The sequence below is a fragment of the Micromonospora sp. WMMD1219 genome (assembly GCF_049315215.1).
GTDB classification, from domain to species: domain Bacteria; phylum Actinomycetota; class Actinomycetes; order Mycobacteriales; family Micromonosporaceae; genus Micromonospora; species Micromonospora tulbaghiae.
In genome coordinates this window covers 6,415,663-6,442,303 of the sequence record NZ_CP186057.1, presented here as the reverse complement: position 1 = coordinate 6,442,303, position 26,641 = coordinate 6,415,663, and the positions used below count along the sequence as shown (strand labels likewise).

The 26,641-nt window shown below is 75.2% G+C and carries 27 protein-coding genes and 1 pseudogene; 6 read left to right on the top strand and 22 right to left on the bottom strand.

What is annotated here, in order from left to right:
* Nucleotides 1–64: 64 nt before the first annotated feature.
* The 9 genes from ACN27C_RS30070 to ACN27C_RS30030 form a co-directional block, all read right to left on the bottom strand.
* On the bottom strand, nucleotides 65–2,326 hold the full coding sequence (locus ACN27C_RS30070) for a catalase (protein WP_422749638.1): 2,262 nt from the start codon (nucleotides 2,324–2,326) through the stop codon (nucleotides 65–67).
* Between the two features lie 92 nt (nucleotides 2,327–2,418).
* Nucleotides 2,419–3,081 (bottom strand): 4'-phosphopantetheinyl transferase family protein, encoded by a 663-nt coding sequence (locus tag ACN27C_RS30065; RefSeq protein ID WP_422749636.1) that lies wholly within the window; start codon nucleotides 3,079–3,081, stop codon nucleotides 2,419–2,421.
* Entirely contained in the window at nucleotides 3,078–3,902 is an 825-nt protein-coding gene (locus ACN27C_RS30060) for a metallophosphoesterase family protein (RefSeq protein WP_422749634.1), read from the bottom strand. Before ACN27C_RS30060 ends, ACN27C_RS30065 begins: the two co-directional genes overlap by 4 nt.
* 65 nt (nucleotides 3,903–3,967) lie before the next feature.
* Nucleotides 3,968–4,918, bottom strand: coding sequence for a prolyl aminopeptidase (pip, locus tag ACN27C_RS30055; RefSeq protein ID WP_422749632.1), 951 nt, complete (start codon nucleotides 4,916–4,918; stop codon nucleotides 3,968–3,970).
* A gap of 43 nt (nucleotides 4,919–4,961) precedes the next feature.
* Entirely contained in the window at nucleotides 4,962–5,336 is a 375-nt protein-coding gene (locus ACN27C_RS30050) for a hypothetical protein (protein ID WP_120570752.1), read from the bottom strand.
* A gap of 126 nt (nucleotides 5,337–5,462) precedes the next feature.
* The gene (locus tag ACN27C_RS30045; protein ID WP_120570751.1) at nucleotides 5,463–6,932 is read right to left on the bottom strand and encodes a hypothetical protein; all 1,470 of its coding nucleotides are present in this window, start codon (nucleotides 6,930–6,932) and stop codon (nucleotides 5,463–5,465) included.
* A 135-nt stretch (nucleotides 6,933–7,067) separates the two neighbouring features.
* Nucleotides 7,068–8,030 (bottom strand): anti-sigma factor RsbA family regulatory protein, encoded by a 963-nt coding sequence (locus ACN27C_RS30040; protein WP_358173095.1) that lies wholly within the window; start codon nucleotides 8,028–8,030, stop codon nucleotides 7,068–7,070.
* The gene (locus ACN27C_RS30035; RefSeq protein ID WP_120570749.1) at nucleotides 8,027–8,854 is read right to left on the bottom strand and encodes an MEDS domain-containing protein; all 828 of its coding nucleotides are present in this window, start codon (nucleotides 8,852–8,854) and stop codon (nucleotides 8,027–8,029) included. Before ACN27C_RS30035 ends, ACN27C_RS30040 begins: the two co-directional genes overlap by 4 nt.
* A gap of 23 nt (nucleotides 8,855–8,877) precedes the next feature.
* Nucleotides 8,878–9,987 (bottom strand): hypothetical protein, encoded by a 1,110-nt coding sequence (locus ACN27C_RS30030; RefSeq protein ID WP_422749629.1) that lies wholly within the window; start codon nucleotides 9,985–9,987, stop codon nucleotides 8,878–8,880.
* A gap of 175 nt (nucleotides 9,988–10,162) precedes the next feature.
* Between ACN27C_RS30030 and ACN27C_RS30025 the strand changes: the two genes are divergently transcribed.
* Complete coding sequence (locus tag ACN27C_RS30025) at nucleotides 10,163–10,636, top strand: GNAT family N-acetyltransferase (protein WP_422749627.1); 474 nt, start codon at nucleotides 10,163–10,165, stop codon at nucleotides 10,634–10,636.
* A 165-nt stretch (nucleotides 10,637–10,801) separates the two neighbouring features.
* On the opposite strand, the gene ACN27C_RS30020 is transcribed toward ACN27C_RS30025, so the two are convergent.
* Nucleotides 10,802–11,317 carry a 2'-5' RNA ligase family protein gene (locus ACN27C_RS30020; RefSeq protein WP_422749625.1) on the bottom strand — a complete coding sequence of 172 codons (516 nt, stop codon included), beginning with the start codon at nucleotides 11,315–11,317 and terminating at the stop codon, nucleotides 10,802–10,804.
* Nucleotides 11,318–11,437: 120 nt separating this feature from the next.
* Here ACN27C_RS30020 and ACN27C_RS30015 point away from each other — a divergent pair, with 120 nt between their 5' ends.
* Nucleotides 11,438–11,944, top strand: a complete 507-nt coding sequence (locus ACN27C_RS30015; RefSeq protein WP_422749623.1) for a mycothiol transferase — start codon at nucleotides 11,438–11,440, stop codon at nucleotides 11,942–11,944.
* Here the strand turns inward: ACN27C_RS30015 and ACN27C_RS30010 are convergent.
* Nucleotides 11,931–12,908 carry a glycoside hydrolase family 88 protein gene (locus ACN27C_RS30010; RefSeq protein WP_422749621.1) on the bottom strand — a complete coding sequence of 326 codons (978 nt, stop codon included), beginning with the start codon at nucleotides 12,906–12,908 and terminating at the stop codon, nucleotides 11,931–11,933. The genes ACN27C_RS30015 and ACN27C_RS30010 overlap by 14 nt on opposite strands.
* 133 nt (nucleotides 12,909–13,041) lie before the next feature.
* On the opposite strand from ACN27C_RS30010, the gene ACN27C_RS30005 reads away from it, so the two are divergent.
* Both ACN27C_RS30005 and ACN27C_RS30000 read left to right on the top strand, forming a co-directional pair.
* On the top strand, nucleotides 13,042–13,419 hold the full coding sequence (locus ACN27C_RS30005; RefSeq protein WP_120570744.1) for an SCP2 sterol-binding domain-containing protein: 378 nt from the start codon (nucleotides 13,042–13,044) through the stop codon (nucleotides 13,417–13,419).
* A complete protein-coding gene (locus ACN27C_RS30000) occupies nucleotides 13,416–15,494 on the top strand; it encodes a glycogen debranching N-terminal domain-containing protein (RefSeq protein WP_422749619.1) in 2,079 nt (692 codons plus the stop codon). The genes ACN27C_RS30005 and ACN27C_RS30000 overlap by 4 nt, the downstream gene beginning before the upstream one ends.
* A gap of 12 nt (nucleotides 15,495–15,506) precedes the next feature.
* Here ACN27C_RS30000 and ACN27C_RS29995 read toward each other — a convergent pair whose 3' ends face one another.
* Together ACN27C_RS29995 and ACN27C_RS29990 are read right to left on the bottom strand one after the other, a co-directional pair.
* The gene (locus ACN27C_RS29995) at nucleotides 15,507–16,217 is read right to left on the bottom strand and encodes a Pr6Pr family membrane protein (RefSeq protein WP_422749617.1); all 711 of its coding nucleotides are present in this window, start codon (nucleotides 16,215–16,217) and stop codon (nucleotides 15,507–15,509) included.
* A gap of 23 nt (nucleotides 16,218–16,240) precedes the next feature.
* Complete coding sequence (locus tag ACN27C_RS29990; RefSeq protein ID WP_422749615.1) at nucleotides 16,241–16,969, bottom strand: hypothetical protein; 729 nt, start codon at nucleotides 16,967–16,969, stop codon at nucleotides 16,241–16,243.
* Nucleotides 16,970–17,113: 144 nt separating this feature from the next.
* Between ACN27C_RS29990 and ACN27C_RS29985 the strand changes: the two genes are divergently transcribed.
* Nucleotides 17,114–18,004 carry a DUF72 domain-containing protein gene (locus ACN27C_RS29985; RefSeq protein WP_422749613.1) on the top strand — a complete coding sequence of 297 codons (891 nt, stop codon included), beginning with the start codon at nucleotides 17,114–17,116 and terminating at the stop codon, nucleotides 18,002–18,004.
* Between the two features lie 36 nt (nucleotides 18,005–18,040).
* Complete coding sequence (locus ACN27C_RS29980) at nucleotides 18,041–18,250, top strand: GTPase activator (RefSeq protein ID WP_120570739.1); 210 nt, start codon at nucleotides 18,041–18,043, stop codon at nucleotides 18,248–18,250.
* A gap of 1 nt (nucleotide 18,251) precedes the next feature.
* Here the strand turns inward: ACN27C_RS29980 and ACN27C_RS29975 are convergent, their stop codons facing one another.
* From ACN27C_RS29975 to ACN27C_RS29935, 9 genes and pseudogenes are all read right to left on the bottom strand, one after another.
* Nucleotides 18,252–18,635, bottom strand: coding sequence for a hypothetical protein (locus ACN27C_RS29975; protein WP_350815265.1), 384 nt, complete (start codon nucleotides 18,633–18,635; stop codon nucleotides 18,252–18,254).
* Between the two features lie 111 nt (nucleotides 18,636–18,746).
* Complete coding sequence (locus tag ACN27C_RS29970) at nucleotides 18,747–19,376, bottom strand: hypothetical protein (protein ID WP_252454084.1); 630 nt, start codon at nucleotides 19,374–19,376, stop codon at nucleotides 18,747–18,749.
* Between the two features lie 84 nt (nucleotides 19,377–19,460).
* Nucleotides 19,461–20,318 carry an alpha/beta fold hydrolase gene (locus ACN27C_RS29965; protein WP_350815263.1) on the bottom strand — a complete coding sequence of 286 codons (858 nt, stop codon included), beginning with the start codon at nucleotides 20,316–20,318 and terminating at the stop codon, nucleotides 19,461–19,463.
* 23 nt (nucleotides 20,319–20,341) lie between these two features.
* Nucleotides 20,342–21,322: a glycosyltransferase family 9 protein gene (locus ACN27C_RS29960; RefSeq protein ID WP_350815262.1), complete on the bottom strand. Its 981-nt coding sequence runs from the start codon at nucleotides 21,320–21,322 to the stop codon at nucleotides 20,342–20,344.
* Entirely contained in the window at nucleotides 21,319–22,014 is a 696-nt protein-coding gene (locus ACN27C_RS29955) for an SDR family oxidoreductase (protein WP_422749609.1), read from the bottom strand. Before ACN27C_RS29955 ends, ACN27C_RS29960 begins: the two co-directional genes overlap by 4 nt.
* A gap of 21 nt (nucleotides 22,015–22,035) precedes the next feature.
* The gene (gene rfaE2 / locus ACN27C_RS29950) at nucleotides 22,036–23,436 is read right to left on the bottom strand and encodes a D-glycero-beta-D-manno-heptose 1-phosphate adenylyltransferase (RefSeq protein WP_422749607.1); all 1,401 of its coding nucleotides are present in this window, start codon (nucleotides 23,434–23,436) and stop codon (nucleotides 22,036–22,038) included.
* Between the two features lie 407 nt (nucleotides 23,437–23,843).
* Nucleotides 23,844–24,416, bottom strand: a pseudogene (locus tag ACN27C_RS29945) (D-sedoheptulose-7-phosphate isomerase); the annotation flags it as partial.
* Complete coding sequence (locus ACN27C_RS29940; RefSeq protein WP_422749605.1) at nucleotides 24,416–25,633, bottom strand: glycosyltransferase; 1,218 nt, start codon at nucleotides 25,631–25,633, stop codon at nucleotides 24,416–24,418. The pseudogene ACN27C_RS29945 and the gene ACN27C_RS29940, both read right to left, overlap by 1 nt.
* Nucleotides 25,618–26,601 carry a glycosyltransferase gene (locus ACN27C_RS29935; RefSeq protein WP_422749603.1) on the bottom strand — a complete coding sequence of 328 codons (984 nt, stop codon included), beginning with the start codon at nucleotides 26,599–26,601 and terminating at the stop codon, nucleotides 25,618–25,620. Before ACN27C_RS29935 ends, ACN27C_RS29940 begins: the two co-directional genes overlap by 16 nt.
* Nucleotides 26,602–26,641: the final 40 nt, after the last annotated feature.

The window sequence follows — 26,641 nt, the reverse complement described above, 5'->3', positions numbered from 1 at the left end:
ACCGCGGCAAACGTGGACGTGGGGCGGTCCCGGATCCGGGACCGCCCCACGCACGTGGACGAGATCAGGCGACCGAGGCCGGGAACCTCTCCCAGACCCGGTGCGCCGCCATCAGCCGCTGCACCTCCGTGAGCACCTCGGCCCCGGAACCGCCGGTGACCACACCGGGCGTGCCGGTGACGCCGGCCTGGTGCAGCACCTCGGCGCCCGCGCCCCAGGCGCCGATCACCTTGGCGTGCCGCCACGCCTCCTCGACCAGCAGGAGCACCCGCGGGTCGACGGTGGAGGAGCCCGGCGCGCCGGCCTTGGCGTCGCGGGCCGGCAGCGCGTCCGGCGCCGGGGCCGGCGCGCCCGCCAGCAGCACCGCGTCGAACTCGACCGAGCGGCCGGTGGCGAACGTGCGCTGCACCGGCAGCCCGTCGACGGTGCCGCCGTGCGCGGCGATCAGCAGCGGCACCATGCCGGCGGCGAACACCGCCCGGCGTACCTCGTGCACGTCGCCCATGTCGCCCTGGGCGTCGACCACGATGCCGACCATCCGGCCGTCGGCCGGCCACTCCCGGCCCACCTGGGACAGCGCGGGGCTGGGCTGCACCTCCGCCAGCGGCACGGTGGGCTGCGGCACAGGCAGGCCCAGGCCGATCGCGACCTGCTCGCACAGCACCGGGTCGACGTTGGCCAGGCACTGGAGCTGCCGCTCCTTGATCGCCTGGTGGTAGCACTTGCCCAGCTCGAACGTGTACGCCCGGATGATGTGCTCCTTCTCCACCGGCGACATGCTCTGCCAGAACAGGCGTACCTGGCTGTAGTGGTCGTCGAAGGAGGCCGGCGAGGCGCGCACCTTCGGCGCCTCGGCCACCGTCACCGGCGTGTCCACGAACGCGTGCTCCCGGTCGCCGGCCGGGAACGGGTTGCCGCCGTCGAGCGAGTTCGGCCGGTACGGCGCCACGCCCGCGTGCACCGCGTGCTGGTGGAAGCCGTCGCGCAGCATGTCGTTGACGTCGGCGTGCGGCCGGTTGATCGGGATCTGGGTGAAGTTCGGCCCGCCGAGGCGGGTGAGCTGCGTGTCCACGTACGAGAAGAGGCGGCCCTGCAACAGCGGGTCGTTCGTCACGTCGATGCCCGGCGGCAGGTGCCCGACGTGGAACGCCACCTGCTCGGTCTCGGCGAAGAAGTTGCGCGGCGTCTTGTTCAGGGTGAGCTTGCCGATCGGCTGCACCGGCGCCAGCTCCTCCGGCACGATCTTCGTCGGGTCGAGCAGGTCGATCCCGGCGAACGTCTCCTCCGGCGTGTCCGGGAAGACCTGGATGCCCAGCTCCCACTCCGGGTACGCGCCGGCCTCGATCGCGTCGTACAGGTCGCGGCGGTGGTAGTCCGGGTCGATGCCGCCGATGAGCTGCGCCTCCTCCCAGGTCAGGGAGTGCACGCCCAGCTTCGGCTTCCAGTGGAACTTGACCAGCACCGTCGCGCCGGCCTCGTCGACCATGCGGAACGTGTGCACGCCGAAGCCCTCCATGGTCCGGTAGGACCGCGGGATGCCCCGGTCGGACATGTTCCACATGGTGTGGTGCTGCGCCTCGGTGTGCAGCGAGACGAAGTCCCAGAACGTGTCGTGCGCGCTCTGCGCCTGCGGGATCTCCCGGTCCGGGTGCGGCTTGCCGGCGTGGATCACGTCCGGGAACTTGATCGCGTCCTGGATGAAGAAGACCGGGATGTTGTTGGCGACCAGGTCGAACGTGCCCTCGTCGGTGTAGAACTTGGTGGCGAAGCCGCGGGTGTCGCGGACCGTGTCCGCCGAGCCGCGCGAGCCCAGCACGGTGGAGAAGCGGACGAAGACCGGCGTCTCGCGGCCCTTCTTCAGGAACCCGGCCCGGGTCACCTCCTCCGCGGTGCCGTACGCCACGAACGTGCCGTGCGCGCCCGCGCCCCGGGCGTGCACCACCCGCTCCGGGATCCGCTCGTGGTCGAAGTGGGTGATCTTCTCCCGCAGGTGGTGGTCCTGGAGCAGGACCGGGCCGCGCGGACCGGCCTTGAGCGAGTGGTCGGTGTCGCGCAGCCGGTGCCCGTTGGCGGTGGTGAGGTACGCGCCCTGCTGCCCCTTGGCGATCTTCGGCACGCCGGTCTCGGCGCCGGTCGGGGTCCGGGTGTCCGGCGCGCCCTGCTCGTCCTTGGGCGGCAGCGGCCCGTGCGGCGTGGTCGGCTCCTCCAGTGGTGGTGGCGCGCTGCCGGGTGCGCCCGGCACGTCCGGAGTCAGCGCGTCGCCGACCTTTTCGACGGCGGCTTCGACGACACCCTTGACGATCTGGGTGGGCTTGCTGGATTCCATCAGGACCTGTCCTCCTACAGCGAAATGTCCAGGCCCCTTCGGCCGTACCCCAGGTCGGGCCGGGCAAACCGGAACAATCGCGGTATCGCTGGTCAGGGTCGGTGCGGCACGGCCACGGCGGTGAGCAGCAGCCCGCCGGCGACCAGCCAGCGGCCGTCCAGGACGTCCAGCGGCGGGCCGCCGTCGGTGCGGGTGCCGTCGACCAGGATGCGGGCGGTGAACCCGCCGGACCGGTCGAAGGTCAGCTCCGCCTCCTCGAAGCCGAGCCAGCGCCCGGTCAGCGGGTACCACGCCTTGTAGACCGACTCCTTGGCGCTGAACAGCAGCCGGTCCCAGTGCGTCGCCGGGTCGGCGGCGCGCAGCGCGGCCAGCCGTTCCGGCTCGCCCGCGGTGAGGACCACGCCGGCCACCCCGTCGGGCAGCGGCTCGTGCGGCTCCGCGTCGATGCCCAGCCCGGCCATCGCCCCCGCCGGCGCCACCGCCGCCGCCCGGTAGCCGGTGCAGTGGGTGATGCTGCCCACCACGCCGGCCGGCCAGACCGGCTCCCGGCGGGGACCGGGGCGGATCGGCGCCGGGGCGTACCCGAGCCGGGCCAGCGCCTCCCGCGCGCAGCGGCGGGCCGTGACGAACTCCTGGCGGCGCGCGGCGACCGCGCGCGCGACCAGATCCTCCTCGCCCGGGTACGGCGCCTCGTCCGGCACGTCGGCGAACGCCTCGACGGCCAGCGCCCCGGCCGGCAGCAGCGCCCCGATCATCCGAGGATCCGCTTCATCGGCGCCGGCTCGCCGCCGCGGCGCCGCCACTCGCGCGGGTAACCCAGCGACACCTCCTCGAACCGAACGCCGTCGTAGTGGGTGGTGCGCGGGATGTGCAGGTGGCCGTAGACGGCGACGGTGGCGCGGTGGCGCACGTGCCAGTCGGCGGTCTGATCGGTGCCGCACCACTGCGCGAACTCCGGGAACCAGAGCACCTCGGTCGGCTGGCGCACCAGCGGCCAGTGGGTGACCAGCACCGTGGGCAGCGCCGGGTCGGTGGCCTCCAGGCGTCGCCGCGTCTGCTCCAGCCGGGCCGCGCACCAGGACTCCCGGTCCGGGTACGGGTCGGGGTGCAGCAGCATCTCGTCGGTGCACACCACGCCGGCGTCGTACGCCGCGCGCAGCGACTCCTCCTTGGTCGTGGTGCCGGGGGCGCGGAACGAGTAGTCGTAGAGCACGAACAGCGGCGCGACGGTGACCGGCCCGCCCGCGCCCCGCCACACCGCGTACTCGTCCTCCGGGGTCAGCACGCCCAGCTCACGGCACATCGCCACCAGCGCGTCGTAACGCGCCACCCCGCGCAACGTCACCGGGTCGTTGGGGTGGGTCCACAGCTCGTGGTTGCCCGGCGCCCACACCACAGTCGCGAACCGGTCGCGCAGCAGCCGCAGCGTCCGTTCCACGTCGGCGAAGACCTCGCCGACGTCGCCGGCCACGATCAGCCAGTCGTCCGCCGTCTCCGGCCGCAGGCCGTCCACCACCGCGCGGTTCTCCGCGTACGACACGTGGAGGTCACTGACCGCGTACAGCGCACCCGTCACCCGGCCGATCCTGCCAGCGGCGCTCGCCGATGACCAGGCGCGGACCGGTGGAGGTCCGGCGCCGGTCAGCCGACCCTCGCGGTCACCTCGTCCAGGGCGCGCAGCACCTCCCGGGTCACGCCCGGCTCGGCCGCGGAGTGCCCGGCGTCCGGCACGATCCGCAGCGCCGCCTCCGGCCACCGGCGGGCCAGGTCGTACGCGGACACCGGCGGGCAGCACAGGTCGTAGCGGCCGTTGACGATCACTGCGGGCAGGTGCCGGATGCGGTCCACGCCGTCGAGCAACTGGCCCTCGGCGAGGAAGCCGCCGTGCACCGCGTAGTGCGACAGGATCCGGGCCACCGGCAGCGCCTGGTCGTCGGCGGTGAAGTGGGCGAGCAGCTCCGGGTCGGGCCGCAGCGACGAGTTGACCGCCTCCCACCGCCCCCAGGCCCGCGCGTACTCCCGGGCCCGCGCCTCGTCCGGGCCGTGCAACCGCCTGTGGTACGCGGCCAGCACGTCGTCGCGCTCGTCCGGCGGGACCGGCGCGACGAACCGCTCCCACTCCTCGGGCTGGAGGTGGCGCAGCCCGCCCTGGTAGAACCAGTCCCGCTCGCTGCGCCGCAGCAGCAGCACGCCGCGCAGGACCAGGCCGGTCACCCGCTCCGGGTGCGTCTGGGCGTACGCCAGGCCGAGCGTGGTGCCCCACGAGCCGCCGAACACCAGCCAGGAGCCGATGCCCAGCCGCTGCCGGATCGTCTCCAGGTCGGCCACCAGGTGCCAGGTGGTGTTGGCGCGCACCTCGCCGTGCGGGGTGCTGCGCCCGGCGCCGCGCTGGTCGAACAGCACGGCCCGGTGGCGGGCGGGGTCGAAGAACCGGCGGGCCACCGGCACCAGGCCGCCGCCGGGCCCGCCGTGCAGGAACACCACGGGTACGCCGTCCGGCCGGCCGACCTCCTCGACGTACAGGACGTGGCCGTCACCGGCCGGGACGCGGTGGGTGGCGTACGGCTCGACGGGCGGGTGCAGACCGGTCATGCCCGGTCATTCTGCCCGCCGAAGGGCCTCCCGGTGGTCCCGGTCAGCAGGCGACGTTGCCGCCGAGGTTGTCCAGCAGGGCGTCGGCGACCCAGCCGGAGACGCCGGTGGTGACGTCCCGCAGGTACGTCCACGTGTAGGTGGTGTGGCCGTTCGCGCTGACCCGGTCGCCACTGGCGAAGCAGTGGAAGTCGACAGTGTGACTGAGCTGCCCGTAGCCCAGCGAGGCGCAGGTGGTGTGCGGGCCGGTGCGGATGTTGACGTTCGTGGCGTTGAACAGCTGGCCGAACTTGCTGTCCACGTTCGAGTGCGAGTGGCTGCACCCGGCGCTCGCCGGTCCGGCCGTACCGGCCACCACGGCGCCCGCCGAGGCGACGGTCAGGACGACGGCGGCACCGATCGAGGAAATCTTCCGCATACCCGTCAACCCCCGAATAAAGATCGAGACGCATCAGCAGATCGATCCAAATATTTGCATATAGCAAGGTCGATGGGCAAGATGCGCCGCCGCCGCCGCCGGCGGCGGCCCGGCGGCGACGGTTGCTCAGGCGGTAGCCGGTACGCCGTTGTCAGTGCCCGTGCTCTCCACCTCGGGCACCCCGCGCGGGGCCGGCGTGCGGACCGCGAACGCGTCGAAGCTCGGCCCGTCCAGCCGCTCCACGATCGGCTCCACCGCAGGCGGCTCCGACCGGTCCGGCTCGATCGCGTCCGGCTCGATCCGCCCGTCCACCGCCCGCGGCGCCACCTCGGCCGGGACGGTGATCGCCGGACGCGTCGCCACCTGCGGGTACTCGGCGGTCTCCCCGCCGCCCGCAGCGGCCGCCATGACCGCCGCCGCGGCCAGGTCGGCGACCCGCTTGGCCTCCCGCTGCACCCGGGCCCGGGTCTCCTTGGCGTGCTGCTCGGCCAGGTCCGCCGCGCGCCGCGCCTCGTCGAGCCGCCTGCTCTCCGAGGCCAGGTCCCGGCGTACGCCGACCAGCCGCTCCTCCAGTTCCGCGCCGGTCCGCTCGATGGTGGCGATCTCCCGGCGGGTGTCCTCCAGCTGCCGGCCGGCCGTCTCCAGCTCCGCCTTGAGCCCGGTCAGCGTCTCCTGCCGCTGCTGGATCTCCCGCTGCACGCCGGCGAGCTGCTCCTGGTGCGCCGCCGTCTCCTCGTCGGCCCGCTCCCGGACCTCGTTGGCGTACTGCTGCGCCTCGGCGACCAGCGCGGCGATGTCCTTCTCGGCGGCGGCGGCCCGGTCGGCCAGCTCCTGCTCGGCGGCGGCCCGCCGCTCGTCCAGTTCCTTGGCCATCGTGGCCTGCCACTGGGCCAGTTCCTGCTGGGCCTTGCTGCGGTTGGCCTGGACCTCCTGCTGGATCTGCGTCCGCGCGGCCTTCACCAGCGCCTCGGACGCCGAGCGCGCCTGCTCGACCTGCTGCGCGCTCTGCTCGGTGATCCGCTTCGCCTCCTGCTGGGCCCGGTCGTGCACGGCCTGGCCCTCGACGCGAAGCTTCTCCGCCAGCTCCCGCACGGCGGTCAGCTCCGCCTGCGCGGCGGCCCGCCGCTCCTCGTCCACCCGCTCCTGCTCGGCCCGGCGGGCGGACAGCTCCTCGTCCAGCTCACGCCGCTCCCGCGCGGCCTGCTCCTGCGCCGCCGCGAGCAGCTTCTCCGCCTGCCCCTGGACGTCCTCCGCGCGCCGGGTGGCCAAGTCGGTGATCTGGCCGGCCTGCTTCTCGGCCAAATCCAGGATCTGGTCGACCATCGGGCCGAGGTCGCGGAAGGACGCCCGGTCCACAGCAGTCGGACGGTCGCGCAGCTCCACCGTCTCGGCCTGCGCCCGCTGCACCTGCGCGGTCAGGTCGCGCACCTGCGCGTACGCCCGGTCCCGCGCGGCGGTCAGCGCGCTCACCTCGGCGTCGACCTGCTCGACGTACCGGTCCACCTGACGTTTGTCGTAGCCGCGCAACGCGGGATCGAACCGCGGACGCGCGGACAGGTCGTCGTGGGATGCGAACGGCTCGGCACCGTTGGACATGCGCCATCCTCCGTCGGTTCGCCAGCGCCAGGCCGGCGGATGACCGCCCCGCAGGGCACGATGAGGCGCTACGGTACCGCGTCCGCGCGCGGGGCTCGCCCCGCCCCGCCCCCTGCCCGCCGACCGGCGGCGCGGTCAGACCGGGAAGTGCGGGTTCCCCGCCGTCAGGCGGATGGTGAAGCCGCCCGCGTCCCGGTGGTACGTCACGTGGTCGCAACTCTGGTGGCTGATCCACAGGCCCAGCCCGCCGTCGGAACCGTCGCCCGCCGGCAGCAGCCCGGCGTACGGATCCTTGGGGCCGCTGCCCCGATCGTGGACGGTCACCACCATCCGGTCCGGCGCGCGCCACAACCGCAGGCACACCGGCGGCTCACCGTGGCGCAGCGCGTTGCTCACCACCTCGCTGACGGCGATGACCAGGCCGTCGAGGCCGTCCGGCGTGAGCAGGCCACGGTCGGCGGCGCGCACCTCGGCGCGGGCGCGGGCCGGCGTCGGATCGATCAGCTCGACCAGCGGCACGGTCCGCTGCACCGGGTCCGCGGGCGCCGGACGGAACTCGGTCAGGTAGCTCGTCGGCTCGGTGTAGAGACCGGCCGGCTCGTGCCCGCCGTCCGGCCGCGCCACGCGCGGATGGGTACGCGCCACGTCGGCGAGCACGTGCGCGGGCGTGCCCCGCCGGTCGTAGGCGCAGATGCCCCAGAGCGGAAAGTCGTCGTAGGCGTGGTTGATCGCCGACTCGTAGCGCGCCCACCAGTCCCAGGTCGCGCCGAGCAGCACCGGAGGCAGCTCGCCGACCATGCGAATCTGCGCCGCCCCCGCCGCCACGTACGAGGCGAGCAGCTCCCGGTAGGAGCGCAGCGCGACGCTGGGCCGGGCGTAGACGTCGCCGACCGGCAGGAACGTGACCTCGGCGCCCGGCGGCAGCGCCCGGCGCACCAGCTCGGCGTTGCGCTCGTCCAGGTTCACCGCCGTCGGCTCGCCGGCCGCGACCCCGTCCAGCAGGAACGGCAGCGCCACCGCCAGCAACTCCTCGTCGGAGTCGTAGACGAACGCCTCGTGGAAGTAGCCCACGTGGCCGGAGGCCGCGCCGCTCCTCATCGGACGACCTCCACCCGTACCTCGGACAGACCGAGCAGGTCGACCAGCCGGGCCGGGGCGCGGCTCGGCGTGCGCAGCACCGCGACGGCGTCGTGCCGGCGGGCATGGTCCCGCAGGTGCAGCAGGCTGCGGTGGTCGACGAACCGCAGCTCGGCGGCGTCGAACACCAGCCGTCCCGCCACCGGCCGCGGGTCGGCCCGCTCCAGCGCGGCGGCGAAGTCCCGGTGGTTGGACGGGTCCAGCTCGCCGGCCAGCGCCACCACCGAGTCGCCGCCGCCGGCGTGCAGCCGGAACAGCACGTCGGCGTTGGTCTCCGGGTGCAGGCAGGCCAGCTCGGCGATCGCCGCGTCGTCCAGTTGCCGGCGGTCGTAGGCGCAGATCGCCGACATCGGCCGGTGTCGCATCCAGTGGTCGATGCGGTGCTCGTAGCGGGCGAAGGCGTCCCGCTGGGCGGTCGTGCGGACCAGGCTGGTCGCCTCGGCCAGCACCCGCAGGCCGGTGTGCCCGGCGGTCAGCGCCTCGGTGGTGGCCCGCACGTACGCCCGGACCTGTCGCTCCGGGTCGACCACCTCGTCGTGCCGGTACGCCTCGCCGACGGGAACCAGCCGGAGCGCGTCCCGCCGGCGCGCGGCGTCGACCCCGGGGACCGAGGCCAGCCAGCCGGTGACCGTGGCGCGATCCTCCGGACAGACCACCCAGACCTGCTCACCGGCGGCCAGACCGGCGGTTACCTGCGCGACCGCCAGCGCGCGCAGCGTGGCCGGGTCGTCGTAGGCGAGGCAGCCATGGGTGTAGCCCGGGTGCGTCACGCTCCCGCTGGTCACCGGCTCCGCCTCATGGGACCAGTCTATGCCGGGCCCACCTGGAGATCGCGCCAGGCCGTGGCCTCGGGCGGCGGGTCGCCCAGCTCGAACTCGGCCCAGTTGTTCCAGTACGCGATCGCGTCCACGTCGTTCTGCTGGCGCAGCCAGGTGACGTGCTCGCGGATCGTCCGCGCCCGGCCCGCGCCGGTGGTGTCGGCGGCGGTGCGGCTCAGCCCGTACTCGGGCACCAGCAGCCGGATGCCCGGGTACGCGGCGCGCACCTTGCCGAAGGCCACGCCGAACATCCGGGAGGCCGGCCAGTACGCGGCGGTGTCCCGGGAGTAGCAGTCCACGCCGTAGTGGGTCATGCCCGGGTAGCCCCAGTCGGCCGGGTTGCCGCGCCCCTCGTCGAGCCAGTAGCGGGTCACGATCGGCCCGTGCCCGAGCACCCACCGCCGGTTGCGGTGCGCCGCCACGATCTGCGTCACCCGGCTCGCCGTCGCCCGGTACGTGGCCGGGACCACGTCCCCCATCGGCTCGTGGTACCAGGTCAGGTAGATCGGGCGGTTCACGCCGTCGAGCCATCCGGCGAGCTGCTCGACGTCGTCCTTCCAGCTGACGTGCATGACGGCCGAGGGCGCGTCGGCGAACTTGCCGGCGTTGAGCGCGGGCAGCTCCGGCAGCGTGTCCGCGTCCGGGCCGTCCGTGCCGAAGTCGCGCATGTAGCGGATCCCCGGGTAGTCGGCCACCGCCCGTTGCGTCCGGGCGCCCTTCTCGGCGCTCATCCCGACCAGCAGCGGCACGGTCAGCGTGGTGGTGCCCGTGCCGGTGCGGCCGGCGCCGTCACGCGCCGTCGCGGTCAGCGTCACCGTGCCCCGGCCGGCCAGCACGGTGACTGTGAAGCGGCCCGGTTCGGCGCCGCTCGGTGTGATGGTCACCCCCGGCGAGGCGCTGGCGAGCTGGACGGTCAGCGGGACGCTCAGATCCACCCGGACGGGGCTGTCCCAGGTGACGCCGGTGGGGTCGCTGACCCGGCCGGCGAGCGTCAGCAGCCGCGAGTCGGGGTGGAAGGCGTCGACCCGTACGGTGGTCGACTGCCCGGGCAGCAGGACGGTCTGGTCGGCGGTGACGGAACGGACGACGGGTGCGGCCATGAGGCTCTCCTTCGACGTGCTCGGCTGCCGCTCCGGCCGCACGTCTTCGGGTGGCCAGAATGGCTCTGACCTGCGCTTTTACCAGCTTGCTTCGGTTCGGCCCCGATCGTCAGGGCAGCCGCAGATGGCGCGAAACCCGGTCGCCGCCCCGCTGTCCCGCCCGCATCCTGAACCGATGCCGATCACCGTGCGGGACCTGCGCGTACCGGACTGGCCGCAGCTGTGGCCGATGCTGCGGGACATGGGCGTCGGCGACGACCCGCCGGAGGCCCACCGGCTTCGGTTCGCCGCGCTGCTGACCGATCCCCGCTGGGTGCTGCTCGGCGCCACCGACGCGGGCGGGTTGATCGGGTACGCCGCCGCCCAGGACCACGGGCCGCACCTGCGTTCCGGCGACGCGCACCGCACCGTACGCCTGCACGACCTGTACGTCCGGGCGGACCGCCGCCGGGACGGGGTGGGCCGTTCGTTGTTCACCGCGATCCACCGCTGGGCCGGCGGGCGGGCCCGGCACCTGGAGTGGCAGGCCCACCACGAGCGGGCGGCGCCGTTCTACGAGCGGCTCGGCCATCGGGGTGACCCGTGCCCGCAGCCGGACTACCCGACCTTCCTGCTCGACCTCACCCGTACCGACCCCGCCTCCCCCTGACGTGACCGGCTCACCTGCGCCCCCCCATCCAAGATCAACACCGGTTCGGGGAGGTGGCTGCATCAACGATGGTCTGATGCCCCCACTTCCCCGACCTCGTGTCGATCTTGGATCGCGATGCCACCACTTCCCCGAGCTGGTGTCGATCATGGGGCGGGGAGGGTGTCAGGGGAGGGGGTGGGAGATGCCGCGGGCGTGGTCGGCCACCGCGGCGCCGACCACCGTCGCGGTCAGCGGCAGCACCTCCAGGCACCGGCGTACCGCCGCGCCCATCAGCGGGTTCGGCACCCGCATGGACAGCGTGCAGTGCGGCACCCAGCGGCCCGGCCGGTAGTGCTCCACCACCTCGACGCCGGCCCGCGCCAGCCGGTCGTGCACCGCGGCGTGGTGCGCCAGCAGCTCGGGCGTCGGCGCCGGCCCGAGCCAGAGCACCCGCCCGAGGAACTGCCCGGCGTGCTGGAACTCCAGCCGCAGCGGCGCGGCCACGACGGTCCCGGCGAGCGCCTCGGCGACGCGGTGCGGGTCCAGGCGGGGCGCGACCGCCAGCGAGACGTGCGGGCGGTGCCGCTGCGCCAGCAGGGACCGCATGCTCGGCACCCCGTCGGACTCCAGCAGGTCCCACAGCACCCGGATCCGCCGGGTGGCGTCGGTGTCCAGATACAGCTCCAGCGCCGCGACCACGCGATCACCCTAGAGGCGGTGCCCGTGCCGAGGTTTGCCGGGCACGCTGGGCGGTACTGCCCGAAGGGACGGCAGGAAAGCCGAGGGGACGGCAGGAGACGGCAGGGGAGTGAGGGACGCGTGGACGCGACGGACGTGCTGACCGAGGCGTACGGGCGGCTGCCCGATCTGGTCGCCGGGGCGCTCGACGGGCTCGACGCGGCCCAGCTGCGGCGGGCGCCGGCCGACGGGGCGAACCCGGTCGGCTGGCTGGTCTGGCACCTGACCCGGATCCAGGACGACCATGTCGCCGACGTGATGGGCCAGCCGCAGCTCTGGGCCACCGGCGACTGGGCGGCGAAGTGCGGCCTGCGGCCCGACCCCGCCGACACCGGCTTCGGGCACGGCCCGGAGCAGATCGCCGCGGTACGCCCGGAGAGCGGTGAGGTGCTGCTGGACTACCACCGGGCGGTGGTGGACCGGAGCCTGGCGTACCTGCGCGGGCTGCGCCCGGCCGACCTGGACCGGGTGGTGGACGAGAACTGGGATCCGCCGGTCACGCTCGGGGTGCGGCTGGTGAGCGTGCTCGACGACGATTTCCAGCACGTCGGTCAGGCCGCGTACGTGCGCGGGCTCATCCTGAGCTGAGCGCCGCACCGGCCCGGCGCAGCGCGGCGTGCCCGAGCAGGTGACACGCCTGCGCCTCGGGCGAGGTGCCGGGGCGCTCGAAGTCCGGCGCCCCGCTGACGCCCGTCACCCGGCCGTACGCGTCGATGCGCCGGCCGGCGGCGGCCAGCAGGTCCGCTCCCACCTCGTACCAGGACCGGGGCAGCCAGCCGCCGGCCACCCCGGTGAGGGCCGCGTACCCGAGCAGCTGGGCGGTGTTGGCCTCGCGGAACGCGCCCGGCTCGTCCAGCACGTCGGGGAAGAGCCCGTCCGCGCCGCGGTACGCCAGGCAGGCGGTCAGCACCTCCTCCACGTGCCCGGCCAGCTCGGCGCGGAGGGTGCCCGGCCAGTCCGGCGCGAGCCGCAGCGCGCGGGCGATCCCGGCGACCACCCAGCCGTTGCCGGTGCCCCAGGGGCCGGGCCGGTCCAGTTCGCCCCGGTCCTCGTCCCAGCGGGCGGCGTACAGGCCGGTGCGCGTGTCGTACAGCCGTCGCCGGTGCCCCGCGACCTGCGCGGCGGCCGCTTCGGTCCGGCCGGTCAGCGCCAGCAGCGGCACCACCATGTAGATGGTGTCCGCCCACACCTGGCGGCCGTCGAGCAGGTGGAACAGCGTGCCGTCGGCGGCCCTCGGCGCCCGGCGGGTCAGCCAGTCGAGCTGGGCGTCCAGCGCCACGGCGTACCGGCGGTCGCCGGTGCGGCGCGCGGCGTGCCGGACCACCTCGCCGCACGCGGCGCCGTTCACCACGCCCACCGAGCCGGGCGGCTCCCCGAGCCGCCCGTCCGGCCGCTGCCGGGTCACCGCGGCGTCGGCGACCAGCACGGCGGCCTCGTCCAGGCCCAGGTCGAGCAGCGCCTGACCGAGGATTCCCTGCTCCCACGATTCGCGCTGCATGGTCAGCAGCGCGAGCAGCACCCGGTCGGCGGTGGCGTCCCCGGTCGTCGGCACGGCTCAGGGATACCCGCCGGACCGCCGCGGCTCACCCGGACCGGGTGAGTTCGCCTCACCCGCAGCGCGGGGACGCTGCGGGACGAGCGGCGCCGGCAGGCGGGCGGCCGCGACCACCGACGAGGAGGGCCCGATGAGCGTCTCGGCCGTGGAACACCTGGCCCGCGGGACCGCCGGCCGGCACCCGGAGCTGCCCGAGACCACCTCCGGCACCATCCGCCTGGACCTGCGCGACGACGGGCACACCGAGCACTGGTACCTGACCATCGACCGGCAGGACGTCCGGGTGGAGCGCCTGGCCGAGGAGGCGGACCTGGTGGTCGGCGCGAACCGGGAGGTGTTCGACCGGATCGCGGCGGGGCGCCTGCACCCGGCCGCCGCGCTGCTGCGCAACGACCTCGCCGCGCGGGGCGAACTGAAGCTGCTGATGACGCTGCGCCGGATCTTTCCCGGCCCGCCGGACGCCCGTGATCCCCGCGACGTGCCCGGCGAGCGGGCGGCGGCCCGATGAGGCAGGAGCTGGTCCACGTCCTCGCCGGCAACGCGTTCGCGTTGAGCGACGCGCAGGGCGACATGGAACGCGACCCGTCCGCCCCGATCGGCCTGTTCTCCTTCGACACCCGGTTCCTGTCCCACTGGGTGCTCACGATCGACGGCGAGCGGCTGCACGCGTTGTCCCGCGACGACCTGACCTACTTCGAGACCCGCTTCGTGCTGGTGCCGGGCGCGGCCAGCCACTACGTGGACGCCGACGTCTCGGTGATCCGGCACCGCTCGATCGACGAGGCGTACCACGAGAGCCTCACGGTGCTGAACCACTCGGCCGAACCCGCCGAGTACACGGTGCGGATGGAGATGGCGGGCGACTTCGCCGACACCTCCGAGATCCTGCGCCCCGGCCCGCGCCGCCCCACCGTCGTCCCCGATCCGGAGGGGCGGCGGTTGCGGATCCGGTACGAGCGCGGGCGGTTCGTCCGGGAGACGTGCGTCTCCAGCACCGCCCCGGCCGAGGTGGACGCGCGGGGGATGACCTTCCGGATCCGCGTCGAGCCGCAGGGTGAGTGGCACGTCGACCTGCACGTCGCCATGATCATCCAGGGCGCGGGAGGGCGGGACCTGCGGGCCGACATCGAGTCGCACCGGCAGCACGTCCGGCAGGACATGCGCGGGGATCTCGAACGGTGGTACGAGCGGGCGCCGCACCTGGTCTCCGACCGGCCCGCGCTCACCGCCGTCTACCGGCAGGCCCTGACCGACCTGGCCGCGCTGCGCTACATGCCGCTGGCCTACACCGACCCGGTGCCGGTCGGCGGGATGCCCTGGGCGATGACGCTGTACGGGCGCGACGCGCTGTTCACCTGCCTCCAGACGCTGCCGTTCACGCCCGAGCTGACCCCGGCCACGCTGCACATGCTGGCGATGTTGCAGGGCGGCCGGCTCGACGACCGGCACGAGGAGGAGCCCGGCAAGATCGTCGCCGAGCTGCGGTACGGCGAGGCGGCGGCGTTCGACGAGCAGCCCACCGCGATCTACTACGGCGCGGCCGACACCACGCCGCTGTTCGTGATCCTGCTCGACGAGTACGAGCGCTGGACCGGTGACGCCGACCTGGTCCACGAGCTGCGGCACCCGGCCCGGATGGCGCTGGACTGGCTGACCCGCTACGGCGACCAGTGCGGCGACGGCTACCTGCGCTACCGGCCGCGCAACACCGACAGCGGGGTCGCCAACCAGACCTGGCGCAACTCCCCGGAGGCGATCGTCGACCGGTACGGCGCGGAGCCGCCGTACCCGCGCGCCACGTGCGAGCTTCAGGGGTACGCGTACGACGCGCGGATCCGGGGCGCCCGCCTGGCCCGGGAGTTCTGGGGCGACCCGGGCTACGCGCAGCGCCTGGAGGCCGACGCGGCGCGGCTGCGGGAACGGTTCGACAGTGATTTCTGGCTGCCGAAGCAGGGCTACTACGCGCTGGCGCTCACCCCCGACGGCGAGCCGGTCGACGCGCTCACCTCGCATCTGGGGCACCTGCTGTGGAGCGGCATCGTGGAGCCGGACCGGGCCGGCGCGCTGGCCGCGCACCTGCGCGGGCCGGACCTGTTCTCCGGCTGGGGCGTGCGCACCTACGCGCAGGGGCAGCGGCCGTACAACCCGGTCGGCGCGCACCTCGGCGCGGTCTGGCCGTCGGACAACGCGATCGTCGCGGCGGGCCTGCGGCGGTACGGCTTCGACAAGGAGGCGGCCGACATCGCCGCCGGTGTGTTCGCGATGGCGGAGACGCTCGGCGGGTCGGTCCCGGAGGTGATCGCCGGCTACCCCCGCGCGTTGACCAAGTACCCGGTCCAGTTGCCGGAGGCCGGGCGGCCGCAGTCGTGGGCCTCGGGTGGGCTGCTGATGCTGCTGGGGACCATGCTGGGGCTGCGCCCGTGCGGGGAGAACCTGCTGGTGAACCCAGCGATCCCGACCGGGTTCGGGCGGATCGAGCTGCTCGACGTGCCGGGCCGGTGGGGACGGGCCGACTCGTACGGCCGGGAACGCGGCGCGGGCCGGCGGATGCGCGCGGGTCAGCCGGCCCACCGGGCCGCCTGACCCGCTCGCCGCTCAGCCCGAGCCGCTGGTCTCCCGCTGGGCCACCGAGGGCTCGACCGGTTCGGCCGCGCCCGGTGGCTCCGCCGACTCGGTGCGCCCGGCCCGGGCGAGCAGCCGGTCCACGCCCACGAACAGCAGGCCCAGCAGCCAGAACACCGCGGCGAACCCGGCCGCGCTGACCGCGACCCCGTCGTAGCCCAGCTCGCCCGCGTCGATGAACGGGTACGGGTAGCTGCCCACGATCAGGCCGCGTACCAGCGCGAAGACGAGGTACCCGACCGGGAACGCCAGCCACCAGGCGGCGTACCGGGGGCGAAGCCGGCCGCGCCTGTCGAACAGCGCCCAGTCGGCGACCGCCAGCAGCGGCACCACTGTGTGCAGGAGCTGGTTGCCCCACCACTCACCCGGTTGCCGGTCCGGCTGGGCCATGGCGAACGGGCTGGCCGGGTTGGCCAGCACCAGGTGGTAGACGGTGCCGGTGATGGTGATGTAGAGGGTCACCGCGCCCTTGAGGACGCTCGGCGGCTCCGGCCGGTCGCGCAGCGCGCACCAGGCGCCGTACCCGGCGAGGACGCCGACCGCCACGTTGCTCTGGACGGTGAAGTACGGCAGCAGGCCGGTCACGGTGGCCGGACCGAGCGCGGTGAGCACGATGCCGGCCAGCACGGCGAGCACCACGGCGAGGCGGAGGAGGATCGCCGGTAGGCGACGCCGGGGGGGCACGGGGGCAAGTTACCAGCCGGTCGTCAGCCGTTACGCCGCCCGGGCGGGGTGCCGGACGGCGGCCCGGCGTGCTCGGGGGCGGGGCCGTCCACGCCCGGTGGCGTGTCGCCCACGCCCGGCGGCGTGCCGTCCGGGCGGACCGGGTGCTCGGTCCTGCCGCCGCCCCGCTCCTCGCCGGACTTCCCCGGCGGATCGTCGTCGCCCAGGAGCCCGGCGCAGTAGTCCGGCACGCGGTCGCGGCCCCCGGCGGCGCTGACGAGGTCGCCGAAGGCGGGCGTGCCCAGGGCGTGGCCCCGGTCCGGCTCGGCGACGGCCCGGTACGCGACGCACAGGCCGGACGGTTCGGACGGCTGTGGTGTCCCGGGCGCCGGCGAGCGTGCCGGCGGGCTCGGGCGGTCCGGCGGCGTGGGCGGTGCGGTGACGACCGGCGGCGCCGCCGGTCGGACGGCGCGCGGCAGGTTCCCGGTCGCGGCGAGCGCGACGCCGCCGGTGAGGGACGCGGCGATCGCGGTCACCGCCAGCCGGACACCGAACCGGGCCGGGACGCCGAACCGGGCACCGCTGCGGCGCATCCGCCGGGCCGACCGGAACGCCGCGACGGCGGCCGCCTCGCCGTCGAGTTCGCCCGTGCCGGGAGCGGCGCGGACCGCGTCCAGCACGGCGGCCAGCCCCGGCGGGGCGGACGGCGTGTCGCCGGAGCGGCCGGCGAGCAGCCGCTCGACGGTTTCCTGGTCCAGGCCGGATGCGTCCATCTCGTGACCCTCAGCGCCGCCACCCGGCCGGGCGTCACACTCCGGCACGTCCGGCCCACGGTGAGGTCGGTCACCCGGTGCCGGTGACGGCCCGGAGGGCATCTCCGGTTGCCGATGTCCCGCGGTCGCGGTGAACTGAATTACATGGGTGTCATCAAGGTGGGCACGTCCTCGTGGGCCGACCAGATGCTGGTCCGCTCCGGCTGGTATCCGCGTGGGGTCAACACACCCGCCGGGCGGCTCGGCTGGTACGCCGAGCGGTTCGGACTGGTCGAGGTGGACACGTCGTACTACGCCGTGCCGGTGCCGGAGACCACGGCGGGCTGGGCGGAGGCGACCCCGGACGGGTTCACCTTCGACGTCAAGGCGTTCCGGCTGTTCACCGGTCACCACACGCCGGTCGACGCGCTGCCCCGCGACCTGCGTCCGGAAGGTGGCCCGAGCCGGATCCGCTGGCGCGACCTGCCCGCCGGGGCGTACGACGAGTTGTGGGACCGGTTCCACGCGGCGCTGGCGCCGCTCGCGGCGGCCGACCGGCTCGGCGCCGTGCTGTTGCAGTTCCCGCCGTGGCTGGCCCGCGGCGAGGCGGCCCGGCGGCGGATCCTGGACGCCGCGCGGCGCTGCCGCCCCTGGCCGGTGACGGTCGAGCTGCGGCACTCGTCCTGGTTCGACGGGCACGCGATGGCCGACACCGTCACGTTCCTGCGCGAGCACGACCTCGGGTACGCCTGTGTGGACATGCCGCAGGGGCACGTCTCCTCGGTGCCGCCGATCCTGGTCGCCACCACCGACCTGGCCGTGATCCGGTTCCACGGGCACAGCACGGCCTGGGAGAGCGGCGACAAGCAGGAGCGGTTCCGGTACGCCTACGGCGAGGGGGAGCTGCGGCGCTGGTCGGTGCTGCTGCGCGAGCTGGCCGACCAGTGCGCCGAGCTGCACGTGCTGATGAACAACTGCTGCGGCGACCAGGCCCAGCGCGACGCCGCCCGCCTGGCCGACCTGCTCGGCGTCGCGCCCGCCGCCGCGCGCGCCTGACGTTTCCTCAGCCGTCGTCCGGGTACCGCCGGGTGCATGGACGAGCGCGAAGGGGGATCTGTGGAGAAGCGGCGCGGCGAGGACGAGCGGGACCCGCGAGCGACCCGGGAGGCCGAGGAGGCGCACGGCGGCAGCATGGCGCCGGGCCTGGTCGACGACACCGGGCACCCGGTGGCCGAGTCACCGGTGCCGGACAACGAGCCGTCGGCGCCGGGCCGGCCGGGTGAGGACGGCACCGGCTCCTGAGCTAGGGACGCGTCTCCGGGTGCATCCCGGTGGCCTCCTCCAGCGCGTTGTCGCCGAGGTCGCCGTCCGCGCTGTCGTCCGGGAACGTCCGCGCCGACGGGGCCGGATCGGGCGGCGCGCCCGGCCCGGCCTCGGGCGTCCGGGTCGGTTCCACGGATCCGAACCCGTGCCGGCCCGCCTTCGGCCCGCCCGGCCCGGCGCCGGCCGCCCGGCGTTCGCCGAGCCGCCCCTCGGGTACGGCGGTCTCCTCGCTGCCCTCGTCCATCGGGTCGCTGTCGCCGGCGCCCCACGGCGGGTCGGCGTCGAAGCCGTCGGTGGTGCCCCACGGCGCGGCCGACTCCGGCCCTCGCCCGTCACCCGTACCCGGCCGGTCCCTGCTGGTCATGGTCACCTCGCCTGGCTGCTGATGTCCGTGCCGCCCGCCGACGGACGGCCTGCCCCGGTGCACCGCGCGGCCGGTGGCCCACCCCGATGTGGCTCGCCGGCCGCGCGGTGGTCAACGGGCCGCTCCGACCAGGGAACGTCCGGCGGCGCCCATGGTGGCCACCTTGCCGATGTGCTTGGGCGCGGACATGATCCCGCCCGCGCGGTCCAGCATGCCCCGGAACACCTGGCCCGGTTTCTGCTGCTCACCCATGTACGCCGACACCACGACCAGCGCGCCGGTCAGTGCCGGGACCGCCCACTGGAGCAGCTTCATCTGCCGCTGGCTGGCGGCGACGTTGGCCGGGGTGTGGTGGTTGGGCTCGGTGGTCCCCTCGACCGGCGGCCCGCCGGCCTTCTCCAGCCGCATGCCGACCAGCCGGCTGTAGCCGGTCACCGCCAGCGCGCCGACCGTCAGCGCGGTCTTCACCGCGCTCACCCGTCCCACGCCCGCCTGGCGGGCCATCCGCGGGCTCTCGGTGACGAGTTCGCCGACCGCGCCGGCCAGGTGCGCGCCGATCGCCGCCGCGTTGACGGGCGTCCACCGCGCCCAGCCGGCCGAGGCCACCGGCAGCCGCTCCGTCGTGTCGTTGATCCGTGCCGCTGCGCCGTTGACGCCCAGCGCCCCCATCAGGGAACCGCCGAACCAGGCCGCCAGGCCCAGGTCGTGCATCGAGCGCAGCGTGGTGTGCCGTTCTGACATCAGATCCCCCTCCGCCGTGTTCGGGCGGTGCGGCATACCCACGATCGGGCGACTCACGCCCGGCGTGGCGGGGAGGAGGAGGGTTCAGCGCCGGGGAAGCGTGCCGGCGAACGCGGCGATCCGGGCGGCCAGGGGACCCGACGCGCGTACCCAGGTGAAGTGGTCCAGCGGCGCGCCCGCCTCGGCGACGGTGTAGCGCTGCCGCGTCACGGGCGCCTCGGCCAGCTTCTCGCACAGGTGGTCGAGCGTCTCGTGCGGCGTGTACTGGTCGTCGTCCACGCTGACCGCGAGCACGGGCGTCCGGATCCGCCGCACGGCGGCCTCCGTGTCCACCCCGTCCAGCGCCGGGAACCGGCCGGTGCGGGCGGTGTGCGCCCAGTCCCGGATCACGCCGGCGGCCTGCCGGCCGCCGAAGCCCCAGCCGGGCCAGACGCCGAGGAGCCGGGCCGTCGCCGCGATCCCCTGGGTGTACGGCAGCACGCCCCACCCGCGCCGGCCCGGGTACCGCCGCCACCACGGCAGCCCCACCGCCACCAGCGCCAGCCCGTCCACCCGGCCGTCGTCGTGCAGCGCCTGGTGCAGAACCGCGACCTGACCGCCGAGGGAGTGCCCGAGCAGCAGCCGGGTGCGGCCGTCCAGCCGGGGCTTGAGCGCGTCGAGCACGGCGCCGATGTCGGCGGCCATCTCCTGGTAGCCGTACCGGCAGGCGCGCGACGGCGCGGGGGTGCTCTCGCCGGTGCCGCGCAGGTCGGCCACGATCACCGCCAGCCCGGCGTCGCGCAGCGCGGCGGCGAACGGCCGGTAGTAGCGGGCGCGCACGCCCATCGCGGGCCAGATCAGCACCACCGGAGCGCCGGGCGGACCGGACGGCTCCGGGTAGACCTGCACGCCGATGCGCGCGCCGTCGACGTCCACGTACTCCTGGGTGTAGTCCCCGCTCACCCGGGCAAGCCTACGGCCCTAACCTACCGGCGGGTAGTAAGGGGTGTCCGTGCCCGCTGCACCGGCACGCGTGGGCGGTGCCGGGCGGCCCGTTCCACCCGGTCCACGGCGGCCAGCACGTCCGGCACGCCGAGCGCGGCGAGCGCCGGGTGCACGTCCTCGTCCCCGGCCGCCGGACGCGGACCGGCCCACAGCGCCTCGTGCCACGGCCGGTCCGGCGGCGGCCCCCACCACGACGGCGGCACCGGGCCGAACAGCAGCACCGACGGGGTGGCGTAGGCGGTCGCCAGATGCCCGATGCCGGTGTCGCCGCAGAGCACCAGCCGGGCGTACGCGACGAGCGCGGCCAGCTCGCCCACGTCGGTCGCCCCGGCCAGCACCGCGTCGCCGGGCAGCCCGGCGGCCCGGGCCACCGCCGTCGCCAGTTCCCGTTCGGCGGGGCTGCCGGTCACCACCACCCGGTGCCCGCGCCCGGCCAGCTCCCGGGCCACCGCCGCGAAGCGCGCCACCGGCCAGCGCCGCTGCGCCGCCTTCGCCCCGGGATGCACGATCGTCACGCCGGCCGGGAACCCGTCCGGCGCCGGGCGGCGCAACGCCAGGTCGGCGCGGTCGGCGGGCACGCCGTACCAGGCCAGCATCCGGCACCAGCGGTCCACCTCGTGCTCGTCGGCCCGCCACGGCGGCCCGTCCGGCACGCCCGCCTCCGGGCCGGCGAAGGCCAGCAGCCGGCCCGGCCGCAGCGCGGCCAGCATCAGATGCGACTGCGGGCCCCGGCCGTGCAGGTTGACCGCCGTCTCCGGCGGCGGCCCGGACCAGGGCAGCGGCCCCAGCCCGTCCGCGTGGACCTGCCGGTCCACGCCGCCCACCAGCTCGACCAGCGGTGCCAGCCAGCGCGGCGCGACCAGCGCCAGCTCCTTCCCGGGGTACGCGGCACGCAGCGCGCGTAGCGCCGGCACCCCGGTCGCGAGGTCGCCGACGCCGAGCGCGCGCAGCACGAGGATCACGGGTACGACGACTCCTGCTCGGCGCAGACCACCAGCTCGCGTACCGCGCAGCCGGGCGGCTGGGTCAGCGCGAACATGACCGCGGCGGCGGTGTCGGCCGGCTCGTTGAGGATCGCGTCCGGGCCGGGGCGGTACTGCTCGTCCCGCTCGTCGAAGAACGCGGTCCGCATCCCGCCGGGGATCAGCAGCGTCACGCCGACCGCGCCGGCCAGTTCGGCGGCGAGCGCCCGGGTGAAGCCGACCACCCCGAACTTCGCCGCGCAGTACGCCGTCGCGTCGCTCACCGCCTTCACGCCCAGCGTCGACGCCACGGTGACCACAGTGCCGTGCGCGCGCTCCAGCTCCGGCAGCGCGGCCCGGATCACCGCGGCGGTGCCGAGCAGGTTGATCGCCACGATCCGGTCCCAGACCGCGCCGTCGACGTCGCCCAGCCGCCCCGGCACGTCCATGCCGGCGGCGGTCACCACGCCGGTCAGCTCACCGGCCTGCTCGGCGATCCGCCGGGTGGCCGCCTCGGCGGCGCGGCTGTCGGCCAGGTCGCACTCGACCCAGGGCACGCCGTCGGCGGGCGCGCGGCGGTCCAGCACGTACGGCCGCCCGCCGGCCTTGGCCACCGCCGCCACGACCGCCGCGCCGAGCCCGCTCGCGCCACCGGTGACGAGCACCGCCTGGCCGTTGATGTCCCTGCTCATGCCGAACTCCTTCTCGCTCGTTCAGACCACTGTTCGGACCAGGTGCAGGCCGCGCTGGCGCGCGGCGGAGATGGTGCCGGTGGTGGACCGGCCGGACAGGTAGGGGACGGTGACCACCCGGCCGCCCCAGCGGCGTACCAGTTCCGCCTCGGGCAGCTCCACGTCGCCGTAGTCGCCGCCCTTGACCCAGACGTCCGGCCGCAGCCGGGCCAGCACCTGGTGCGGGGTCGGCTCGTCGAAGACCACCACCGCGTCGACGCAGTCCAGCGCCGCCAGCAGCCGGGCCCGGTCCTCGGCCGGATTGACCGGGCGCTCCGGTCCCTTGAGCCCGCGCACGCTCGCGTCGGAGTTGAGGCAGACGACCAGGCAGTCACCGAGGCGGCGGGCCGCGCGCAGCGTGGACAGGTGCCCGGCGTGCAGGATGTCGAAGCAGCCGCCGGTGGCGACCACAGTGCCGCCGTCGGCGCGTACCGCGGCGATCAGATCCTCGGCGGCGCGCGCCGGGTCCCGCGGGGCCGGTTCGTGTTCCCGGCGCAGTCCGGCGGCCCCGCCCGCCGCCACGTACGCCGAGGCGGCCTCCACCGCCGCGCGGACCGCCTCGGCGATCGGCGCGCCGTCGCCGAGCGCCAGCGCCGCGGCGGCGGCGAACCGGTCCCCGGCGCCGCAGGTGTCGTCGACGTGCTCCGGCACCGACGACGGGGGCAGCACCAGCGGGGTGGCGCCGCCGTGGCACAGCACCGCACCGTCCGGGCCCATGGTCACCGCCACCGCGCCGACCCGCCACCGGTGGCGCAGCTCCTGCCCGGCCCGGGTGGCGGTGGTGAGCGGCGAACCGCCACCCGCGTCGCCGGTGACCCGGCGCAGCTCGTCGAGGTTCGGTGTGGTCAGCCGGGTGCCGGGCACCGGGGCGGGGCCGCGCGGGTGCGGATCCCAGACCACCGGCGCGGTCGCCTCGGCCAGCGCGGCCCGCAGTGTCGGCTGCCGCAGCAGGCCGCGCCCGTAGTCGCTGACCAGGATCGCGCCGGCCCGGCCGAGCAGCTCCCGTACCGCCTGCGACGGCTCTCCCGGCTGCTGCGGGTCGCCGCCGCGATCCAGTCGCAGCAGCGTCTGCCCGCCGGCCCGCAGCCGGATCTTCTCCGCTGTCGCGCCGGGCAGGCGCATCGGGTAGAGCGCGACGCCCGCGCCGGTCAGCAGCTCCGCCAGGCGCGCGCCACCGGCGTCGTCGGCCAGCGCGGTGACGAGGGCGACCTCGCCGCCGTCGGCGGCCGCGAGCAGCGCCGCGAGTCCCGCGCCGCCCGGCCGGTCGGTGGCGGTGCGCTCGTCGAGCACCGGCACCGGTGCGTCCGGGCAGACCCGGCTGACGGTGCCGTCCACGTCGCGGTCCAGCAGCGCGTCGCCGACGACGACCAGCGGGCCGTTCACGACTCCACCCAGCCGGTGCCGGTGTCGCCGTCGCGGCGGCGCCCGTTCGCCGCGCGCCCGTCCGCCGCGCATCCGTCCGGCGGCGCGAATCCGTGCGGGCCGTGCCCGTTCGGCCCGTGGCCGTTCGTCGCATGCCTGTTCGTGCCGTGGCCGTTCGTGCCGTGCCCGTTCGCGGCGTGGCTGTTGGGCCCGTGCCCGTTGGGCCCGTGCCCGTTGGGCCCGTGGCCGTTGGGCCCGTGGCCGTTCGGGCCGTGGCCGTTGGCGCCGAGCGATGCCGCGCCGTCGACAGCGGCCAGCACCAGGCCGTCCCACCCGGCCCGGTCCGGGCCGCCCTCGGCCGCCGTCCGGCCGGTGCGCTCCACGGATGCGGAGCCGACCGGCCGCCAGGGCGCGTGCGGGAGGTGCCGGACCAGCGGCAGCGCCTGGTCCACGTACTCGCACAGCAGGTGCGTGGAGACCAGGTGCAGCTCCTGCACGACCTGGCTGTCCGGCGACGGCACTGCCAGCGCGTCGTGGCAGAGGTCGGCGAGGGGGTTGGGTGCGGGTCCGGTGAAGGCCCAGCAGCGTAGTCCGGTCTGGTGTGCGGCGTGGGCGGCGGTGAGGAGGTTGGTGCTGGTGCCGCTGGTGGACAGGAGCAGGAGGATGTCGTGGGGTCGGCCGTGGGCGCGTACCTGCCGGGCGAAGGTTTCGTCGTATCCGTAGTCGTTGGCGATGGCGGTGAGGGCGCTGGTTTCGGCGTGCAGGGCGATGGCGGACAGGGGTTGGCGGTCGTGGCGGAGTTTGCCGACGAGTTCGGCGGTGAGGTGCTGGGCCTCGGCGGCGCTGCCGCCGTTGCCAGCCACCAGCAACCGCCCGCCCCGGGCCAGCGTCCACGCCAGTTCCGTGCCCCAGGCGGCCAGCCGCTGCGCCTCCCGCCGGTACGGCAGCAGGGCCGCGGCCAGCCCGGTGAGGTGCGTTTCGAGCGGGTCGGGATGTGTCATCACGCCACCGCCGGTGTGGGCCGGGCCGCGCTGGCCAGCGCGCCGTAGACCGCGCCGAGCTGCTCGGCGCACCGCTTCCAGGAGTACCGGCTGCGGATGCGGTCGAGCGCGGCGGTGGCGTACGTGAACCGGCGCACGTTGTCGCCGAGCAGCCGGCGCAGCGCGGTGCCGAGCGCGCGGGGGTCACGCGGCGGCACCAGGTCGCCGGTGAGCCCGTCCACCACGCTGTCGGCGATGCCGCCCACGTTCGTGCCGATCACCGGCACGCCGCAGGCCATGCCCTCCAGCGGGGTGAGCCCGAACGGCTCGTACCAGGGGGCGGCCACGAGCACGTCCGCCGACCGGTACCAGGCGCCCATCTCCTCGCGCGGCACGCCGCCGAGCAGCCGTACCCGGTCGGCCACGCCGCACGAGTCGGCGAGCGCGGACAGCCGGCGGGCGAACGTGTCGGCGGGCAGCAGGTGGGCCGGCGGGCCGCCGACCACGACGCACTCGGCGTCCGGCACCGCCGGCAGCGCCCGCACCACGTCCAGGAAGCCCTTGCGTTCGACCATCCGCCCGACGGTGAGGATGCGCGGGCGCGCCGGGTCGCGCGGCGCGACCGGGCCGTCCGGGCGGAACACCGCCTCGTTGACGCCGGACGGGACCAGCGCCATCCGGGACCGGGGCACGCCCATCCGGACCAGCTCGGCGACCTCGTCCGAGCACTGTACGACGACCCGGTCCACGGCCCGGCCGAGCGCCCGCTCGTAGCCGGCGCGCCCCGGTGGACTGGTGTCCCGGGCGCCCTGGTGGCGGCGCTTCACGGTGCCGAGCGCGTGGTACGTCAGCACCGTCGGCACGCCGGTGCGGCGGCTCGCGTGCACGGTCGCCAGTCCGCTCATCCAGAAGTGCGCGTGCGCCACGTCCGGGGTCCAGCCGCCGCGCCGCCAGGTGTCGGCCAGCCAGCTACCGAACTCGCCCATGTACGGCAGCAGGTCGTCCTTCGGCACCCGCCGGGCGGGACCGGCCGGCACGTGGCACACCTGGTAGCCGTCCGGCGCGCCGACGACCTCGGGCAGCGTGGGGGAGTCGCGGCGGGTGTAGACGCGGACGTCGTGTCCCGCGCCGGTGAGCGCGGACGCGAGTTCCGCCACGTGCGTGTTCTGGCCGCCCGCGTCCTCCTCGCCGAGGGCGGCGAGTGGGCTGGCGTGCTCGGAAATCATCGCGATGCGCATGTCTCCTCCTCCAGGATCCGGTCCCAGTCGGCGAGGAAGCGGTCCAGACCGAACCGTTCCTTCGCCACCTCGCGTGCTCGTGCGCCGAGCCGGTACGCGGCGTCGGCGTCCTCGGTCAGCCAGTGCGCCGCCTCCACGAGCGTGTCGACGCGGGTGGACAGCACCCCGGCGTCCGGTGGGACGGCGTCCACCGCTTCCGTGGTGGCCAGTGCCACCACGGGCATGCCCATGGTCATGGCCTCGATGAGGCTGAGGCCGAGTGAGGTCCAGCGGCACAGGTGCAGGTAGGCGCGCCGTTTGGCGAGTTCGGCGTGCATGGCGTGCTGTGGCAGGTCGTCGTGCCCGGTGACCGGCAGGCCCGGGAAGCCCGCCGCGGTGAGCGCGTCCGGCAGCCCGGCCACGCCCATCCCGTACACGTCGAGCGGGGCGACCGCCGCGAAGCGCGGCATGAGGTCGGTGCCGGTGACCCGCCAGCGGCGTACCGGTTCGTTGGTGACGACGGCGAGGCGGTCGAGTTCGCCGGTCCACTCGACGGCGGGCGGTACGACGCCGTGGTCGACCACTGTGGTCCTGGTGGCGCCGTTGTCCCAGAACAGCTGGTTGAACGCGGTGACGTGGGTGAGGAGCAGGTCGTCGCGGTCGGCCATCGGGTGGCGGGTGTTGGGCACGTCGCCCTTGGGCGTGTTGTGCTCGACGTAGATAGCGGGCAGGTCGCGGCCGGGCCGGCGGCCGAGCCATTCGGCGGCCAGGTCGATCTCCTCCGGGCGTTGCAGGATCACCAGGTCCACGTCGGTGTCGCGCAGGTCCTCGGGGGCGATCTCCACGGCGCTGTCCGGCCACGGGTAGGTGCGGGCCCGGCCGAGGCCGTACGGGCCGCGGTCCGGGGTGACCGGCACCAGGTAGCGGTGCTTGCCGTGCACGAAGGACGTCGTCCAGGAGCCGTGCACGTGCCACAGCAGTACGTTCATCTCTCTCCTCGGGGGCGACGGTTGCGGTGCTGGACGGCGG

Excerpts from the sequence above, each read along its gene's own strand:
- ACN27C_RS30030 (WP_422749629.1), bottom strand. The coding sequence starts at position 9,987 with ATGGCCGCACCCGTCGTCCGTTCCGTCACCGCCGACCAGACCGTCCTG.
- ACN27C_RS30050 (WP_120570752.1), bottom strand. The coding sequence starts at position 5,336 with ATGCGGAAGATTTCCTCGATCGGTGCCGCCGTCGTCCTGACCGTCGCC.
- ACN27C_RS30070 (WP_422749638.1), bottom strand. The coding sequence starts at position 2,326 with ATGGAATCCAGCAAGCCCACCCAGATCGTCAAGGGTGTCGTCGAAGCC.
- ACN27C_RS30065 (WP_422749636.1), bottom strand. The coding sequence starts at position 3,081 with ATGATCGGGGCGCTGCTGCCGGCCGGGGCGCTGGCCGTCGAGGCGTTC.
- pip (WP_422749632.1), bottom strand. The coding sequence starts at position 4,918 with ATGACCGGTCTGCACCCGCCCGTCGAGCCGTACGCCACCCACCGCGTC.
- ACN27C_RS30040 (WP_358173095.1), bottom strand. The coding sequence starts at position 8,030 with ATGAGGAGCGGCGCGGCCTCCGGCCACGTGGGCTACTTCCACGAGGCG.
- ACN27C_RS30000 (WP_422749619.1), top strand. The coding sequence starts at position 13,416 with ATGAGGCAGGAGCTGGTCCACGTCCTCGCCGGCAACGCGTTCGCGTTG.
- ACN27C_RS29970 (WP_252454084.1), bottom strand. The coding sequence starts at position 19,376 with ATGTCAGAACGGCACACCACGCTGCGCTCGATGCACGACCTGGGCCTG.
- ACN27C_RS30005 (WP_120570744.1), top strand. The coding sequence starts at position 13,042 with ATGAGCGTCTCGGCCGTGGAACACCTGGCCCGCGGGACCGCCGGCCGG.
- ACN27C_RS29975 (WP_350815265.1), bottom strand. The coding sequence starts at position 18,635 with ATGACCAGCAGGGACCGGCCGGGTACGGGTGACGGGCGAGGGCCGGAG.
- ACN27C_RS29940 (WP_422749605.1), bottom strand. The coding sequence starts at position 25,633 with ATGCGCATCGCGATGATTTCCGAGCACGCCAGCCCACTCGCCGCCCTC.
- ACN27C_RS29985 (WP_422749613.1), top strand. The coding sequence starts at position 17,114 with ATGGGTGTCATCAAGGTGGGCACGTCCTCGTGGGCCGACCAGATGCTG.
- ACN27C_RS29990 (WP_422749615.1), bottom strand. The coding sequence starts at position 16,969 with ATGGACGCATCCGGCCTGGACCAGGAAACCGTCGAGCGGCTGCTCGCC.
- ACN27C_RS29935 (WP_422749603.1), bottom strand. The coding sequence starts at position 26,601 with ATGAACGTACTGCTGTGGCACGTGCACGGCTCCTGGACGACGTCCTTC.
- ACN27C_RS30025 (WP_422749627.1), top strand. The coding sequence starts at position 10,163 with ATGCCGATCACCGTGCGGGACCTGCGCGTACCGGACTGGCCGCAGCTG.
- ACN27C_RS30045 (WP_120570751.1), bottom strand. The coding sequence starts at position 6,932 with ATGTCCAACGGTGCCGAGCCGTTCGCATCCCACGACGACCTGTCCGCG.
- ACN27C_RS29980 (WP_120570739.1), top strand. The coding sequence starts at position 18,041 with ATGGACGAGCGCGAAGGGGGATCTGTGGAGAAGCGGCGCGGCGAGGAC.
- ACN27C_RS29955 (WP_422749609.1), bottom strand. The coding sequence starts at position 22,014 with ATGAGCAGGGACATCAACGGCCAGGCGGTGCTCGTCACCGGTGGCGCG.